General features: G+C 60.4%; 13 protein-coding genes and 4 tRNA genes. All 17 read right to left on the bottom strand.

Features of this window, described 5'->3' with window-relative positions:
• Nucleotides 1-67 precede the first annotated feature (67 nt).
• Complete coding sequence (locus tag KQI11_RS04745) at nt 68-823, bottom strand: phosphotransferase family protein (RefSeq protein ID WP_185915139.1); 756 nt, start codon at nt 821-823, stop codon at nt 68-70.
• A 51-nt stretch (nt 824-874) separates the two neighbouring features.
• Nucleotides 875-3,487 (bottom strand): bifunctional acetaldehyde-CoA/alcohol dehydrogenase, encoded by a 2,613-nt coding sequence (gene adhE, locus KQI11_RS04750; protein ID WP_185915138.1) that lies wholly within the window; start codon nt 3,485-3,487, stop codon nt 875-877.
• A gap of 375 nt (nt 3,488-3,862) precedes the next feature.
• A complete protein-coding gene (locus KQI11_RS04755) occupies nt 3,863-4,594 on the bottom strand; it encodes an N-acetylmuramoyl-L-alanine amidase (protein ID WP_216401263.1) in 732 nt (243 codons plus the stop codon).
• Nucleotides 4,595-4,713: 119 nt separating this feature from the next.
• A tRNA-Cys gene (locus tag KQI11_RS04760) sits at nt 4,714-4,787 on the bottom strand.
• Nucleotides 4,788-4,864: 77 nt separating this feature from the next.
• A tRNA-Gly gene (locus KQI11_RS04765) sits at nt 4,865-4,940 on the bottom strand.
• Nucleotides 4,941-4,945: 5 nt separating this feature from the next.
• Nucleotides 4,946-5,021 (bottom strand) — tRNA-Phe (locus tag KQI11_RS04770).
• Between the two features lie 6 nt (nt 5,022-5,027).
• A tRNA-Asp gene (locus tag KQI11_RS04775) sits at nt 5,028-5,104 on the bottom strand.
• Between the two features lie 97 nt (nt 5,105-5,201).
• A complete protein-coding gene (gene hslO / locus KQI11_RS04780) occupies nt 5,202-6,083 on the bottom strand; it encodes an Hsp33 family molecular chaperone HslO (protein WP_216401264.1) in 882 nt (293 codons plus the stop codon).
• Complete coding sequence (locus KQI11_RS04785) at nt 6,084-6,851, bottom strand: class I SAM-dependent DNA methyltransferase (protein ID WP_216401265.1); 768 nt, start codon at nt 6,849-6,851, stop codon at nt 6,084-6,086.
• Entirely contained in the window at nt 6,841-7,146 is a 306-nt protein-coding gene (locus KQI11_RS04790; protein WP_021659164.1) for a YerC/YecD family TrpR-related protein, read from the bottom strand. Before KQI11_RS04790 ends, KQI11_RS04785 begins: the two co-directional genes overlap by 11 nt.
• A 192-nt stretch (nt 7,147-7,338) precedes the next feature.
• Nucleotides 7,339-8,637, bottom strand: a complete 1,299-nt coding sequence (gene lysA / locus KQI11_RS04795; RefSeq protein WP_216401266.1) for a diaminopimelate decarboxylase — start codon at nt 8,635-8,637, stop codon at nt 7,339-7,341.
• 4 nt (nt 8,638-8,641) lie between these two features.
• A complete protein-coding gene (yihA, locus tag KQI11_RS04800; protein WP_185915131.1) occupies nt 8,642-9,268 on the bottom strand; it encodes a ribosome biogenesis GTP-binding protein YihA/YsxC in 627 nt (208 codons plus the stop codon).
• 10 nt (nt 9,269-9,278) lie between these two features.
• The gene (gene lon, locus KQI11_RS04805) at nt 9,279-11,672 is read right to left on the bottom strand and encodes an endopeptidase La (RefSeq protein ID WP_216401337.1); all 2,394 of its coding nucleotides are present in this window, start codon (nt 11,670-11,672) and stop codon (nt 9,279-9,281) included.
• Nucleotides 11,673-11,914: 242 nt separating this feature from the next.
• On the bottom strand, nt 11,915-13,222 hold the full coding sequence (gene clpX, locus KQI11_RS04810) for an ATP-dependent Clp protease ATP-binding subunit ClpX (RefSeq protein WP_216401267.1): 1,308 nt from the start codon (nt 13,220-13,222) through the stop codon (nt 11,915-11,917).
• A 12-nt stretch (nt 13,223-13,234) separates the two neighbouring features.
• Complete coding sequence (gene clpP, locus KQI11_RS04815; protein ID WP_044992346.1) at nt 13,235-13,816, bottom strand: ATP-dependent Clp endopeptidase proteolytic subunit ClpP; 582 nt, start codon at nt 13,814-13,816, stop codon at nt 13,235-13,237.
• A gap of 77 nt (nt 13,817-13,893) precedes the next feature.
• Nucleotides 13,894-15,261, bottom strand: coding sequence for a trigger factor (gene tig, locus KQI11_RS04820; RefSeq protein ID WP_185915129.1), 1,368 nt, complete (start codon nt 15,259-15,261; stop codon nt 13,894-13,896).
• Nucleotides 15,262-15,407: 146 nt separating this feature from the next.
• On the bottom strand, nt 15,408-16,094 hold the full coding sequence (locus tag KQI11_RS04825) for a metallophosphoesterase (RefSeq protein ID WP_216401268.1): 687 nt from the start codon (nt 16,092-16,094) through the stop codon (nt 15,408-15,410).
• Nucleotides 16,095-16,113 lie beyond the last annotated feature (19 nt).

A 16,113-nucleotide genomic window follows, 5' to 3' on the forward strand; every position in this document is an offset into this window, starting at 1 on the left:
CCTTTCTGCAAATACAAAAAGAGACCGCCGAGGCGGTCTCTTTTCTCATTTAGGGAAGTAGGAATTCTTATTCGTACTCCACCACGTCGATCCAGCGCATCAGGAAGTCCTGCTCCAGGTCGTTGTGCTTGGTCAGCTGGGCAGCGGCCACAATGGGCAGCCAGCGCTGCACGTACTGCAGGGCAGTATCGCTCTTCTCGCAGAACAGGCGCAGGTACATGTCGGCCTTCTTCTGGTCTTTCAGGGCAAACAGAAGGTAGGTCATGGCCGCGTCGGCACTGGCGTTGCCCTGGGTCGCATGGGCCCAGTCGATGATGGTCAGACTGCCGTCCTCGCCGACGATGACGTTGCTGGGGATAAAGTCGCCGTGGCAGACCTTCACGTGCTTGGGCATGCTGTCCAGCCGGGTGTGCAGCTCGTACCGGGTGGTGGCGCTGATAGCGGTCAGGCTGCTAATCTGGCGGTTGAGTTTGTCTTTGAGCTTGTTGAGCATGGGGGCCTGTTTGCTGTGCATCTCAAGCTGCAGGGAGACAAACTGATCCATGTATTTTTCCAGGTTGGCCGGGTCCTCATCCATGACCTCTTCCATGGTCTTGCCGCGCTTGCGCTCCAACACCAGGGCCCATTTCCCGTCGATCTGGGAAACTTCCTGCACCTTGGCAGTGTTCAGGCCGGTCTCCTCGACGATGGCCTGGTTCAGCGCCTCGTTGAAGACGTATTTCTTGGGATGGGACTCCTCAAAGACCTTGACCACGCTGTCGCCGGAGAGATAGACTTTTTTGTAAGGGCGCGCTACGATGAGATCCTTTTCTTCCAATTTCATGATTCACTTACTCCTTCCAGGTGGGGATTGGCGAATAGACGGCGCGTTTGCTTACTTGCCGTAGTAGCACTTCAGGTAGATCTCTTTGATCTCCTTCATGAGCGGATAGCGGGGGTTGGCGCCGGTGCACTGGTCGTCAAAGGCCTGCTCCACCATGTCGTCCAGGGTGTCCAGGAAGTACTTCTCGTCGACCCCGTAGTCCTTGATGGTCTTCTTGATGCCGATGGCCTCTTTGAGCTCTTCCAGCTTGGCACAGAGCTTGTCGAAGACCTCCTGGTCGTTTTTGCCACTCAGGCCGACAAAACGGCCAATCTCGGCGTAGCGGGCCAGGGCATGGGGGTACTCGTACTGGGAGAAGGTGCCCATCTTGGTGGGGACTTCGACGGCGTTGAAGCGCATGACCTCGGTGAGGATGACTGCGTTGGCCACGCCGTGGGGCAGGTGGTGGAAGGCGCCCAGTTTGTGCGCCATGGAGTGGTTGAGGCCCAGGAAGGCGTTGGCGAAGGCCATACCGGCCAGGCAGGAGGCGTTGGCCATCATCTCTCTGGCCTTGGGGTCGTTGGCGCCGTTCTCGTAGGCGGAGGGCAGGTACTCAAAGACGCTCTTGATGGCTTTGAGGGCCAGACCGTCGGTGTAGTCGGAGGCCATGATGGAGACATAGGCTTCCAGGGCGTGGGTCATGACGTCGATGCCGGAGGCACTGGTCAGGCCCTTGGGCTGGGTCATCATGTTGTCCACGTCGACGATGGCCATGTTCGGCAGCAGCTCGTAGTCGGCCAGGGGGTATTTCACGCCGCTGTTCTCGTCCGTGATGATGGCGAAGGGGGTCACCTCGGAACCGGTGCCGGAAGAAGTCGGGATGGCGACAAAGTAGGCCTTCTCCCCCATCTTCGGGAAGGTGTAAACGCGCTTGCGGATGTCCATGAAGTCCATGGCCATATCCTCAAAGTTCACGTCGGGATGCTCGTACATCACCCACATGATCTTGGCGGCATCCATGGCGGAACCGCCGCCCAAGGCGATGATGGTGTCGGGCTCAAAATCGGCCATGGCCTTGGCGCCGGCCTTGGCGCAGCCCAGGGTCGGATCGGGGGCCACGTCGAAGAAGCAGGTGTGCTGAATGCCCATTTCGTCGAGTTTGGCCTCGATGGGGTGGACATAGCCGTTTTTGTACAGGAAGGTATCGGTGACGATGAAGGCCTTCTTCTTGTGCATGACCTTGCCCAGCTCGTCCAGAGCGACCGGCATGCAGCCCTTCTTGAAGTAGACCTTTTCAGGGGTTCTGAACCAGAGCATATTCTCTCTCCTCTCGGCCACGGTTTTGATGTTCAGCAGGTGTTTCACGCCCACGTTTTCAGAAACCGAGTTGCCGCCCCAGGAGCCGCAGCCCAGGGTCAGGGAGGGAGCCAGCTTGAAGTTGTAGAGGTCGCCGATGCCGCCGTGGGAGGAGGGGGTGTTGATGAGGACGCGGCAGGTCTTCATGGCAGCCGCGTGCTTGGCGATCTTCTCCTTCTGGGCGGGGTGCACGTAGAGGGAGGCAGTGTGGCCGTAGCCGCCGTCGGCGACCAGCTGAGCGGCCTTCTGCAGGGCCTCGTCAAAGCTCTTGGCGCGGTACATGGCCAGCACCGGGGAGAGTTTTTCGTGGGCAAACTCCTCGGAGATGTCCACCGACTCGACCTCGCCGATGAGGATCTTGGTGCTCTCCGGCACGTTGACCCCAGCCAGCTTGGCGATGGTGTAGGCCGACTGACCGACGATCTTGGCGTTGAGAGAGCCGTTGATGAGGATGGTCTTGCGGACCTTCTCGATCTCGTCTTTTTTCAGGAAGTAGCAGCCGCGGTAGGCGAACTCGTCCTTGGCCTGCTGGTAGACTTTGTCCAGCACGGTGACCGACTGCTCGGAGGCGCAGATCATGCCGTTGTCAAAGGTCTTGGAGTGGATGATGGAGTTGACGGCCATCCGCACATCGGCGGTGTCGTCGATGATGACGGGGGTGTTGCCGGCGCCCACGCCCAGGGCGGGTTTGCCGGAGGAGTAGGCCGCCTTCACCATGCCGGGGCCGCCGGTGGCGAGGATGATGTCGGCGCTGCGCATGACCTCATTGGTCAACTCCAGCGAGGGGACGTCGATCCAGCCGATGATGCCCTCGGGGGCGCCGGCCTTGACCGCTGCCTCCAGAACCACCTTGGCGGCGGCGATGGTGCAGTTCTTGGCGCGGGGGTGGGGGCTGATGATGATGGCATTGCGGGTCTTCAGGGAAATCAGGGTCTTGAAGATGGCAGTCGAGGTGGGGTTGGTGGTGGGGATGACCGCAGCCACCAGGCCGATGGGCTCGGCCACCTTCTGAATGCCAAAGGCGGGGTCTTCCTCGACAACGCCGCAGGTCTTGGTGTCCTTGTAGGCATTGTAGATGTATTCGGCGGCGTAGTGGTTTTTGATGACCTTGTCTTCCACAACGCCCATGCCGGTCTCTTCGACCGCCATTTTGGCCAGCGGGATGCGCTGCTTGTTGGCCGCCATAGCTGCTTCATAGAAAATCTTGTCGACTTGTTCCTGAGTAAAGGTCGCAAATTCCTTCTGCGCCTCTCTCATTGCCTTCATCTTTGCGATCAGCGCCTCGACGCTGTCAATGAGGACAGGTGCGGTTTCGTTTTTCTTCGCCATACTGATTTTCCTCCAATGCGGTTGTTGGGTGGCTCTGCTTACTATATCCAAGTATATAGCATGACGAGCTTTTTTCAAGTGGTAATTGATAATTTTTTAACGATGTCCACCACTTTCTATTTCCCCAACAATTCTTTTTCTGTTTGAGCAGATTTTATCATCAAATTGATGGCCTTCCCCCTTTTCCGACAGAAAATCGTTGATTTGCCATCTCACTTCTCCCCTATTATACCCTGTCATATTGCATAAGAAAAGCCTTTTCAGGCAGAAATTATAATGCTTATTTTTGTTTGAGCATCTCCCCTGCCCGCTCCCTCTTTCGCACAAAAAGTGCCCTCGCTCCCCATTGGGTGCGAGGGCACGGTTTTCTGTCTCTTAACGGGACTCCTGCCACTGGGAGGACTGCTCCAGGTAGGCACAGAGTCCCTGATAAATGCAGAGGGCCAACTGCTGCTGGTAGCTGCTGTCTTTGAGCTTTGCCAGCTCCTCTGAATTGGAGATGAAGCCGCACTCGATGAGGACCCCCGGTGTGGTACTGTTTTCCAGCAGAAAGTACTCCTTGCCGGAGGGCTTGTGTTCCCGGTGGCTCTCGGGCTGCAAGTTGGCGCGAATGGTCTGTTGGATACACTTGGCCAACAGCTCGCCCTCGGCGTTTTTCTTGTTGTAAAATACCTGGGAGCCCTTGTTGGCGCTCTGGTAGGAGTTTTGATGGATGGAGAGGAAGATGGCGTTGGGGTGGTCATTGATCAATTTGAGGCGATTTCGCATGTCTGACTTCTTGCGCTGTGAGAGGTTTTTCCCCTCGCTCTCGGTGGAGGTGTCCTGCTCCCGGGTCATGATGACGGTGTATCCCTGAAAGGCAAGGGTGTCCCGCAGCTTGAGGGCAATTTGCAGGTTGATGTCCTTCTCCACCACCGAGCCCGACGTCGCACCGGAATCAAAGCCGCCATGGCCCGCGTCCAGGATGATGACCGGGCTCTTTTTGAGGTCGGCGTCGCTGGCAATGGCAAAAGTCGTGAAGTTGCAGAGGGTGATGACCAGGGCCAACAGGACCGAGATCCCCAGTAGGAGATAGGGGGGCTTGCACCTTTTTGTGACAAACAGCATATTTTTCACCTCTCGGTAAACGTATGCAGTTTTGGCAGGGGTTATGTCTCGTCCTTTTCTCCCCTTCCGCGGTAACAAAAAGAAAGCCCTGAACCAAAGATCCAGGGCTTTCTTTTATATGGAGGCGCCACCCAGAATTGAACTGGGGATAAAGGTTTTGCAGACCTCTGCCTTACCGCTTGGCTATGGCGCCATATTCACGGTTATGCAAAATATCTGCATAACCGGCTCTGTAAAACGGAAGGCGCTAATTTCTTAGCGCCTTTTTCGTGGAGCGGGTTACGAGGCTCGAACTCGCTACCTCCACCTTGGCAAGGTGGCGCTCTACCAGATGAGCTAAACCCGCGGAAATGGTGCCTCCGATCGGAATCGAACCAATGACACGAGGATTTTCAGTCCTCTGCTCTACCGACTGAGCTACAGAGGCACACATTGGCGACCCGGAAGGGGCTCGAACCCTCGACCTCTAGCGTGACAGGCTAGCGTTCTAACCAACTGAACTACCGGGCCATGTATACCAACTGAAAGAGAAAAGCGGAACTTTTTGACCTCTTTCAGGGTTGCCGTTTCTTGTCCGACAACGTTTATTAGTATACAGGAGATGTGTTTATCTGTCAATAGGATTTTTCAAATTTTTTAGCTCTTCTTGGGTGAAGTTGTATTTTCTTTCACAGAAGTGGCAGCAGACCTCCACCGGCTCCCCCTCGTCGATCATTTCCTGCAGCTCCTCGTTCCCCAGGCTGAGCAGCGCCTTCTCCACCCGCTGGCGGGAGCAGTTGCAGCGGTACTCCACCGGGAACTCGTCCAGGATATTGGGGGCAAAGCCGTCGAGCACCCGCTCGATGATCTGCTCCAGAGACATCCCGCCCTCGAGCATCCGGGTGACGGAGGGCAGCTCTTTGAGGTTGCCCTCCAGCTGCTCGATCTCCTCCTCCAGCGCGCCGGGGAGGAGCTGCACCAAAAAGCCGCCGGCCGCCCGCACCGTCAAGTCGGGATTGACCAGCACCCCCAGGGCGCAGACGGTGGGGACCTGCTCGCTGGCGGCATAATAGGCGGTCACGTCCTCGGCCACCTCGCCGCTCACCAGGGGCACACTACCCACATAGGGGTCTTTCATGCCGGTGTCGCGGATGACCGTCAGGGTGCCATCCCGCCCCACCGCGCCGCCCACATCCAGCTTTCCGTAGGGGTTGAGGGGCAGTTCCACCACCGGCTGGCTGACGGTGCCCCGCACATTGCCCCAGGCGTCGGAGACGGCGATGACATTCCCCGCCGGCCCCCCGCCGCTGAGGCGCAGGGTGACGCTCTGTTCCTTCCCCTTCAGGCCGCAGCCCATGATGGAGGCAGCGGTGAGCAACCTGCCCAGAGCGGCAGTGACCACGGCAGAACTCTCGTGGATCTGCTCGGCCCGGGCGACAACGTCGGTGGAGTCGATGGCGGTCATCACCACTCCCCCATTTTCACTGATGGCGCGCAGTACACGTCCCATCTATTTTCCCTCCTTCTTGGCCAGGTATACCACCCGCTGACTCTTCTCTGTCACCGGGCGGTCACGATACCCGTCAAAGCGCTGCAGCAGCGCAAATCCAGCCTCTTCCAAGGCCGCCTGCAAAAATTCAGGGGCATACCAGGTCTCTGAAAAACACTCGTCACAGCGGGCAAACCGGCCGTCCTCCCCCTCTTCAAAAAAGGTGAGGGAGATGTCGGTCACCCCTTCCTCCTCCCGCCACTCGTTCTGCCAGCCGCAGTAGAGGTCGCCCAGGTCGTAGAGGTAGGCGTTGTTCCCCAGCACCTGGGCGTGCTTGTAGCGGGTGTTGACGTCAAAGAGGAAGACGCCGCCCTCCTCCATGAACAGGGAGACGCGGGAGAAGGCGCGGCGGACCGCCTCCCGGTCGGGCAGGTGGTTGACGGTGTCCAGGGTGGAGACGGCGGCGCGGATGGTCCCGTACAAATCGAGCTCCTCCATCCCCTGGCCCAACAACAGGATGTCCTCCCCGCTCTCCATCACCCGCTCCCGGGCGATCTCCAGCATCTCCTCCGAGGGGTCGGCGCCGATGAGGTCGTACCCGGCCCGCGCCAGGCGCAGGCAGAGTTCCCCCGTCCCGCAGCCGGCATCCAGCACGATGCCGCCGTCGATCCCCTGCTCTGCCAGCTTTTCCACAATAAAGCCGGCCATACGCGCCCTGTCCACGTTTTCGGTGAGGGCGTCGTAAAAGCCGGCAAAATTGCCGTAGAAATTCTGCTGTCTACCCTTCAAGGTCGGTCTCTCCCGCCATCGAGTCCAGCAGTTTGTCGTAGCCGCCGCACCCGTAGAGAAGGGAGCGGTTGACCCGGCTGATGGTCGCCGTCGAGGCGCCGGTCTCCTTGACGATGTCGCTGTAGACCTTTTTCTGCCGCAGCATCCGCGCCACGTGAAAGCGCTGGGCAATGGCCTTGAGCTCCTGAATGGTGCAGAGGTCGTCAAAAAAGTCATAGCAGTCGTCCAGGTTGTCGATGGACACGATCGCCGAAAACAGGTCGTCAAAGGTATCTCTTGACAGATTGCTGTTCAATGAAAAACCCGCCTTTCCAAATCATCTTGATTTAAAGTTTAACACCTTAAATTGTGAAAGTAAAGGCTTCCCCACCACTTTTGTGGCGGAGATGGAGAAATCCGGCAGTTCGCCCAAGAAAAAGCGCGCCGAAACACCGGTTTCCGCGCGCTTTCACAAGCTGTCTCAAGGGGTCCGGGACACCCCTCCCTGTCAGAGGTCGTTTCGCAGCAGGTCCTCTAAACTCTCCCGGCGGACGACCAGGCGGCTCTCCCCCTGGGAGACCATCACCACCGGCGGGCGGGGGATGCGGTTGTAGTTGGAGGCCATGGAGTAGTTATAGGCCCCGGTGGCCAGCACCGCCAGGATGTCGCCGGGCCCCACCTCCTGGATGCGGGTGTTTTCCTGGATCAAGTCGCCGCTCTCGCAGCACTTGCCCGCCACCGTGACCGTCTGGGTCTTGGGCTCGGCCGCCCGGTTGGCCACCAGCACGTCGTAGGCCGCCTGGTAGAGGGCGTAGCGGGGGTTGTCGGTCATCCCCCCGTCGATGGCCACATAGGTGCGGACATTTTTGATTTCCTTCACCGAGCCCACGGTGTAGAGGGTGGTGCCGGCGGGCCCCACAATAGAGCGACCCGGCTCGATGACCACATAGGGGATGGGCAGCCCCTCCTCGCCACAGCAGCGGTGGATGACCTTGGAGACCCGCTGCATGTACTCGTCGTAGCTGGAGGGGTTGTCGGAGTCGACGTACTTGATGCCAAAGCCGCCCCCCAGGTCGAGGATCTCCAGCACTCTGCCGTACCTGCGCTGGATCTCGCCCATAAAGCGGATCATCACCTCGGCCGCCAACTCGAAGGGGGCGATGTCAAAAATCTGTGAGCCGATGTGGCAGTGCAGCCCCTTCAGCCGCACCCCCTTCATGGCCATGGCCTCGTCGACGGCCTCCATGGCCTCGCCATTTTCCAGGGCCAGGCCGAACTTGGAGTCGATCTGCCCAGTGCGGATAAAGTCGTGGGTGTGGGCGTCGATGCCGGGCTTGATGCGAAAGAGGATGTCGGTCACCCGCCCAGCAGCCCGCGACAGGCTGCCGACGAGCTGCAGCTCTTCCAGATTGTCCACCACGATTTGGCCGACCCCGCTCTCCAGGGCCATGGTCAGCTCGGCCGGGGTCTTGTTGTTGCCGTGAAAGTAGACCCGCTCCATGGGAAAGCCCGCCTGCAGGGCGGTGTAGAGCTCCCCACTGGACACCACGTCCAATCCCAGCCCCTCCTCCTGGGCAATGCGGCAGACCGCCTTGCAGCAAAAGGCCTTGCTGGCATAGGTGCAGAGCCCCCTGCCGTCGTAGTAGCGGTCGATGGACTGCTTGAAGGCCCGGCAGTTCTCCCGGATCAGGTCCTCGTCCATCACGTAGAGCGGGGTGCCGTAGCGCTCGGCCAGGGCGACGGCATCCAGCCCGCCGACGGTCAGGTGGCCCAAGTTGTTGACGTCCAAACTTTTGGAAACGAACATCTCCTCACTCCTCCCCTTCGCACTCTTCCTCTGTGTCCTCCCCGTCGTCCTCTTCCAAGAGGGCCTCCAAAATGCCCCGCAGCTCGGGGATGCCCTCAAAGGTCTGGGCGGAGGTGGCGACCAGGTGCAGCTGGTCGCCGCAGGGGATCTCCTCTCGCAGCTCTTCCAACCGCTTCTCCTTCTGCTTGGCCGTCAGCTTGTCGGCCTTGGTCAGGGCGATGAGAAAGGGGATCTCGCTGTCGATGAGGAAGTCGATCATCTGCAAATCATCGGCGGTGGGCTGGTGGCGGATGTCCACCAGCTGCACCACCAGGCGGATGTCCCGGTCGCTGTGAAAGTAGTCCTCCATCAACTTGGCCCAGCGCTCCTTCTCGGAGCGGGAGACCTTGGCGTAGCCGTAGCCGGGCAGGTCGACGATGTAGCCGGGGCCGGCGGTAAAGAAGTTGATGGTGACCGTCTTGCCCGGCGAGGCCGACACCCGCGCCAGCCGCTTGCGGTTGGCCACCTTGTTGATGAGGGAGGACTTGCCCACGTTGGAGCGGCCGGAGAAGACGATCTCGGCCCGGTCGCTGGGGGGCAGCTGGGACGACACCCCGTACGAGGCGTAAAATTCAATGGCGTTAAAGTTCATGGCGTCCTCCCTACTGTTGGATGTGGGTGTCCCGCGGGCGGGCGGGTCCCGCCTTCTTCCTCGGGGGGGCGGAGGGCAGTTCCTCCACCTCTTCGGGCGGCGGTGCGGCCGGTTTGACCAGGGCGGTCTCCAGCACCTGGGAGATGGTCTCCACCGGCACAAAGTGCAGGTGGTCCTTGACCTCCTGGTCCACCTCCTCCAAGTCGGGGAGGTTTCGCTTGGGGATCAAGACGGTGGTGCAGCCGTTTTTGTAGGCGGCCATGCTCTTTTCTTTCAGGCCGCCGATGGGCAGCACGTTGCCGTGCAGGTCGATTTCGCCGGTCATGGCCACTTCTCCCCGCACCGGCCGCTCGGTCAGGGCCGAGACCAGGGCGGTCACCATGGTGACCCCCGCCGAGGGACCGTCTTTGGGGATCGCGCCCTGGGGAGCGTGGATGTGGATGTCCCGGTTTTTGTAGAAGTTGTGGGGGATGTCGTAGAGGTCGGCGATGCTGCGCACATAGCTGACGGCGATCTTGGCCGACTCCTGCATCACGTCGCCCAGAGAGCCGGTGATCTCGATTTTGCCGCTGCCCTCCAGCACCACCGCCTCCATCGGCAGGGTGGTGCCGCCCACCGCGGTCCAGGCCAGGCCGGTGACGGTGCCCACCTTGTTTTCGAGGGAGGCGTCCTCCCGGTCAAAGCGGCGGTGGCCGATCAGCCGGGAGAGGTTTGCCTTGGTGACCGAGAGCCCCTTTTCGCCCGCCACCACCTCTTTGGCCGCCTTGCGGCAGAGGCCGGCGATCTCCCGCTCCAAGCTGCGGACGCCCGCCTCCCGGGTGTAGCCGTCGATGAGTTCAAAGACGGCGTCGCGGGAGATTTTGAGCTGCCCCGCCTCCAGCCCGTGGGCCTTCATCTGCTTGGGGATGAGGTGGCGCTTGGCGATATTGTACTTCTCCACGTCGGTGTAGCTGCCCAGCTCGATGACCTCCATCCGGTCGTAGAGGGGGGCGGGGATGGCCGCGGCGTCGTTTGCCGAGGTGATGAAGAGGACGTCGCTGAGGTCGTAGGGCACCTCTATGTAGTGGTCCCGGAAGGCCTGGTTCTGCTCCTTGTCCAGCACCTCCAACAGGGCCGACGAGGGGTCGCCCTTGTAGTCGTTGCCCAGTTTGTCCACCTCGTCGAGGAGGATGAGGGGGTTTTGGGTCTTGGCCTGGGCCATGGCCTTGATGATCCGCCCGGGCATCGAGCCGATATAGGTCTTGCGGTGGCCGCGGATCTCCGATTCGTCCCGCACCCCGCCCAGGGAGATGCGGACGTACTTTCTGCCCATGCTCTCGGCGATGGACTTGACGATCGAGGTCTTGCCCACCCCCGGAGGGCCCACCAGGCAGAGGATCTGGCCGCTGTTTTTGGGGGCCAGCTTGGAGACGGCGATGAACTCGAGGATCCGCTCCTTGACCTTTTTCAGGCCGTAGTGGTCCCGTTCAAGGATCTTGGACGCCGCCTGCAGGTTGGCACTCACCTTGGAATAGGTGTTCCAGGGCAGTTCCAGGCAGGTCTCCAAATAGGTCTGGATGACGCTGCCCTCCTGCGAGCCCTGGGGCATTTTGGCCAGCCGGTTCAGGTTTTTCTCAAAGTGCTCCCGGGTCTCCTGGGGCAGTTCCAGCGCCTGGATCTTCTTTTGCAGCTCTTCCAGCTCACTGTCGTCGCCGTCCTCCCCCAGCTCCTCGGAGATGATGTGCATCTGCTCGCGCAGGACGTACTCCCGCTGGTTCTGGTCCAGCTGCACCCGCACCTTGTCGTAGATGTCCTTCTCGATGAGGAGGACGTTGATTTCCCGCTCCAGGGCGATCACCAGCTTCTCCACCTGGCGGGAGACGGTGCGCTGCTCCAAAATCTCCTGTTTGGACTCATAGGGGAGGTTGGCGCTCTGGCAGATCTGCTCCACCAGGCGGCCCGGGTCCTGCTCTCCCAGCACCCCCAGGAGCACCTCTTTGGGCGCCCCCTTGTTGCCGGCGCTCACGTACTCCTCAAAAAGCTGTTTGGCCGCCCGCACGTTGGCGATCAGGGTCGGGGTGATCCGCCGGGGCTGGGGCAGGTCGCTGCGCTCAACGGTGGCCTGCAGCATCTCTCCCCCGGCCTGCAGCTCCACCGCGCGGGCCCGGTAAAGCCCTCTGGCCAGCACCTTTACACCGTCGTCGGGCATCTTCAGAAGCTGTTTGACCCGGGCCACGGTGCCGTACTCATACAGGTCGTCGGGGGTGGGGTCGTCCACCCGCACGTCCTTTTGAGCCACCACAAAGAGGTTGCTGCCGCTCTCCAGGGCGCTCTCCACCGCGCGGATGGACTGGTCCCGCCCCACGTCAAAGTGCATGATGTTGCCCGGGAAGAGGACCATTCCCCGCAGGGCCATGGCGGGCATGCTCTCCGATCCGCCGCGTTTTTCTATATTCAAAAGATCACCTCGTATTTCTCGTCGAAAGGGGCCGCTCAAACGGGGCGGCGCCAGAAAGGATTTACGCTTCATTATAGCTGCTTTTGCCCCTTTTTTCAAGCAAAATACACTAAATAACTCTCATTTGTTCCGCCGCCCTCTGGGGCGGGTCCTTTTCCCTTACAGGACAGCAAAAAGGGACGGCCTCGCCGCCCCTTTGCAACTTGCGTTTAAATGGCTTTTTGCTTGCCCGTCAGCTTTCCGGAAAAGCGGACCGGCCGCTTTTTCTCGTCGTAGGTGAGGACGGGCTCCGCCTTGCCCTCGACGCACTTCTCCCCGATTTGGACCTTGCTGACCTTTTCCTGGGAGGGGATTTCGTACATCACGTCCTGGAGCAGCTCCTCCATGATGGAGCGCAGCCCCCGGGCGCCGGTCTTGCGCTCGATGCTCTTGCGGGCCACGGCCCGCAGGGCCTCCGGGGTGAACTCCAAGTCGACCCCGTCCATCTCCAACATGGCCTGATACTGCTTGAGCACCGCATTTTTGGGCTCGCAGAGGATCTTCACCAGGGAGTCCTCGTCCAGCGCCCGCAGGGAGCTGATGATGGGCAGACGGCCCACCAGCTCGGGGATGATGCCGAACTTCACCAGGTCGTGGGGGACGATCTCCTCCAGCAGGTTTCTCTCGGCCATCTCCTTTTTGCTCACCACGTTGGCGCCAAAGCCCATGGCGGAGGAGGAGATCCTCTTTTCGATGATCTTCTCGATGCCCTCGAAGGCGCCGCCGCAGATGAAGAGGATGTTGGAGGTGTCGATCTGGATGAACTCCTGCTGGGGGTGTTTGCGCCCGCCCTGGGGCGGGACGTTGGCAACGGTGCCCTCCACCATCTTCAGCAGGGCCTGCTGTACCCCCTCGCCGGACACGTCCCGGGTGATGGAGGGGTTTTCCGACTTGCGGGTGATCTTGTCGATCTCGTCGAGGTAGATGATGCCGTGCTCGGCCCGCTCCACGTCGAAGTCCGCCGCCTGGATGAGCTTGAGGAGGATGTTCTCCACGTCCTCGCCCACGTAGCCCGCCTCGGTCAGGGTGGTGGCGTCGGCAATGGCGAAGGGGACGTTGAGGATGTGCGCCAGGGTCTGGGCCAGCAGGGTCTTGCCCACCCCGGTGGGGCCCAGCAGCAGGATGTTGCTCTTTTGCAGCTCCACCCCGTTTTCCTGGGGGCCGGCCAACAGCCGCTTATAGTGGTTGTAGACCGCCACCGCCAAGGTCTTTTTGGCGCTGTCCTGCCCGATCACATACTCGTCGAGGATGGCCTTGATCTCCTTGGGGGTGAGCACGTGGATGCTGGTGTCCTTCCCCTTGCCGCCCTTCTGGGGGGCGAAATCGTCGTCGTCCAGAAAGGACTGGCAGAGGGAGACGCACTCGTCGCAGATGTAGACCCCCGGCCCGGTGATGAGCTTGGAGACCTCGTCGGCCGACTTGCCGCAGAAGGAGCAAAACAGCATGTTTCCGCTGTTGCCGTTATCTTGATTTGGCATTGAATAAAATCCCTACCGTTTCTCTATGACTTTGTCCACCAGGCCGTACTCCACGGCCTCCTGCGCGCTCTTGAAGTTGTCCCGCTCGGTGTCCTGCTCGATCACTTCCAGGGGTTGCCCGGTGTTTTTGGCGAGGATCTCATTGAGCCGCTTTTTGGTGCGGAGGATGTGATCGGCCTGGATCTTGATGTCGGTCGCCTGCCCCTGGCTGCCGCCGGAGGGCTGGTGGATCATGATCTCGCTGTTGGGCAGGGCAAAGCGCTTGCCCTTGGCGCCGCTGGAGAGCAGGAAGGCCCCCATGGACGCCGCCATCCCGATGCAGGTGGTGGAGACATCGCACTTGATGTAGTTCATGGTGTCGTAGATGGCGAGGCCGGCGGTCACCGAGCCGCCCGGGCTGTTGATGTAGAGCATGATGTCCTTGTCGGGGTCCTGCCCCTCCAGGTACAGCAGCTGGGCCACCACCAGGCTGGCGGTCTGGTCGTTGACCTCGTCACAGAGCATGATGATGCGGTCGTTGAGCAGGCGGGAGTAGATGTCGTAAGAGCGCTCTCCCCGGCTGGTCTGCTCCACTACCATAGGTACTAAACTCATTTACAATGCGCCTCCAAACAAAAGTGATTCTACCCACCTAGCTGCAAAAGTCCCCTCAGGCGAGGTATGTATGCCGCTTACTTTTCCTCGCTGCCCTCTTCAGCCTTCTTGGCGGCCTTTTTGGCAGCGGGTTTCTTGGCCGCGGTCTTCTTGGCGGGTTTGACCTCCTCGACCTCGGCGCTCTCGCGGATCAGGTCGATGGCCTTGTTGACAGCCAGGTCCTCACGGATGTTGTCCAGGGAGACCAGACTCTTGATCTTCTCGGGCTCCATCTGGTAGTTCTCCGCCATCTTGGCGATCTCCTCCTCGACGGCCTCGTCGCTGATCTCGATCTTTTCCAGTTTGGCGATCTTCTCCAGGGCCAGGCGGATCTTGACCTGCTTCTCGGCCTGCTCGCGGAAGGTCTTGCGGAAATCGGCCATCTCCATGCCGGTGTACTGCAGGTAGAGCTGCAGGTTCATCCCCTGGGACTGCAGGCGGTAGTCGAAGTCCTGCACCATCTCGTCGATGCGGTTTTCAAACATCACCTCGGGGATCTCGCCCTCCAGCTTCTCGATGACCGCGTCCACCAGGCTGTTCTCCAGCTCGGTCTCGCTCTGGGCGTTGGCCTGCTCCTGCAGCTTCTTCTTGATGTCCTTTTTCAGCTCGTCCAGGGTGTCGAACTCGCTGACGTCCTTGGCGAACTCGTCGTCGAGCTCGGGCAGCTCTTTGGATTTGAGCTCGTTCACCTTCACCTTAAAGGTGGCCGCTTTGCCGGCCAGCTCCTCGGCCTGGTACTGCTCGGGGAAGGTGACGTTCACGTCGAACTCCTCGCCGGGCTTGTGACCGATGACCTGGTCCTCAAAGCCGGGGATGAACTGGCCGCTGCCCAGCACCAGGGGGTGGCCCTCGCCCTTGCCGCCCTCGAAGGCGACGCCGTCGACAAAGCCCTCAAAGTCGATAATGGCGGTGTCGCCGGACTTGGCGGGCGCGTCCTCCACGGTGATGATGCGGGCATTCCTGTCCTGCATCTTCTCCAGCTCGGCCTTGACCTGCGCGGCAGTGACAGTGTTGACGGTTTTCTGGGCCTTTATGCCCTTGTAGTCCTTGACCTCGACCTCGGGCTTGACGATGACGGTGGCCTTGAAGACCAGGCCGTCCGCCTTGCTGACCGACTCGACGCTGACCTCGGGGGTGGAGACGGGCTCGACGCCGGCCTCTTTGGCGGCCTCGACAAAGGCCTCGGGCATCACGTCGTTGATGGCCTCGTCAAAGAAGATACCCTCGCCGTACATCTTCTCGATGAGGTGGCGGGGGGCCTTGCCCTTGCGGAAGCCGGGAACGCTGATCTTCTTGGCGTTCTTATGGTACACCTTGTCTACCGCGCTGCCAAACACGTCGGGAGCGACCGAGACCTCCAATTCGTATTTGTTGGTCTCAACTTTAGTAGAACTGTTAAGGCTCATAATTATACTTCCTCCTAATTTTGTCACAGACAATTATCTTTGTAATTATATCACACCAATTCGGCCAATTGCAACCGGCCGAGCGGCTGATTCTCACCTTTTTCGCCGCTTTGGCGGCAAAATGGCAGTTTGCAGGGCGCTGCCCGTCACTCCTTGATGCGCAGCGGGCAGAAGTTCAGGGCGTCGGCGGAGACCAGGCGGAAGGCGATCCCCCCGTAGTCCCCCTCAAAGGCCCACTGGATGGCCTTGCCGTGGAGGTGGCCGTAGTAGCACTGGGTGATCCCCCACTCCCCCATCAGGTCGATGGTCTCCTGGGAGAGAAAGTCCCGGTAGACGGGCGGGTAGTGGAGAAAGAGGAGGATGGGCAGGGCGGGGTCGGCCTTTTCCAGCGACATCCGGATCCGCCCCAGCTCCCGGGCGCGGATCTTGGCGTCGTGGGGGTCGGTGTCCTCAAAAAACCAGCTCCTGCTGCCGCAGATGTTGACCCCCTCCACCTGGTAGCTCTCGTTGGAGAGGATGGAGAGGGTGGTGAACCCCCGCTCAGCGAGAAAGCCGTCCATCTTGTTTTTGGTGGACCACCAGTAGTCGTGATTCCCCTTCAGCAAGATCTTGCGGCCCGGCAGGCTGTCGAGAAAGGCAAAATCGGTGGCCGCCTCCTCCAGCGACATGGCCCAGGACACATCCCCGGGGATCACCACCGTGTCGCCGTCCGAAACGGTGTCGCGCCAATTTTTTTCGAGTTTGGGCAGATAGCCCGACCAGCCGGGAAAGACGTCCATCGGCTTGTCGCTGGCCAGCGACAGATGGGTGTCGCCCAGCGCAAAAATACTCAAATTTTCCCTCCTCCTTTTC

Source organism: Acetanaerobacterium sp. MSJ-12, assembly GCF_018917875.1.
GTDB classification, from domain to species: Bacteria; Bacillota; Clostridia; order Oscillospirales; family Ruminococcaceae; genus Bittarella; species Bittarella massiliensis.

Excerpts from the sequence above, each read along its gene's own strand:
- hslO (WP_216401264.1), bottom strand. The coding sequence starts at position 6,083 with ATGGGACGTGTACTGCGCGCCATCAGTGAAAATGGGGGAGTGGTGATG.
- KQI11_RS04755 (WP_216401263.1), bottom strand. The coding sequence starts at position 4,594 with ATGCTGTTTGTCACAAAAAGGTGCAAGCCCCCCTATCTCCTACTGGGG.
- adhE (WP_185915138.1), bottom strand. The coding sequence starts at position 3,487 with ATGGCGAAGAAAAACGAAACCGCACCTGTCCTCATTGACAGCGTCGAG.
- clpX (WP_216401267.1), bottom strand. The coding sequence starts at position 13,222 with ATGCCAAATCAAGATAACGGCAACAGCGGAAACATGCTGTTTTGCTCC.
- tig (WP_185915129.1), bottom strand. The coding sequence starts at position 15,261 with ATGAGCCTTAACAGTTCTACTAAAGTTGAGACCAACAAATACGAATTG.
- yihA (WP_185915131.1), bottom strand. The coding sequence starts at position 9,268 with ATGAACTTTAACGCCATTGAATTTTACGCCTCGTACGGGGTGTCGTCC.
- lon (WP_216401337.1), bottom strand. The coding sequence starts at position 11,672 with ATGCCCGCCATGGCCCTGCGGGGAATGGTCCTCTTCCCGGGCAACATC.
- lysA (WP_216401266.1), bottom strand. The coding sequence starts at position 8,637 with ATGTTCGTTTCCAAAAGTTTGGACGTCAACAACTTGGGCCACCTGACC.
- clpP (WP_044992346.1), bottom strand. The coding sequence starts at position 13,816 with ATGAGTTTAGTACCTATGGTAGTGGAGCAGACCAGCCGGGGAGAGCGC.
- KQI11_RS04745 (WP_185915139.1), bottom strand. The coding sequence starts at position 823 with ATGAAATTGGAAGAAAAGGATCTCATCGTAGCGCGCCCTTACAAAAAA.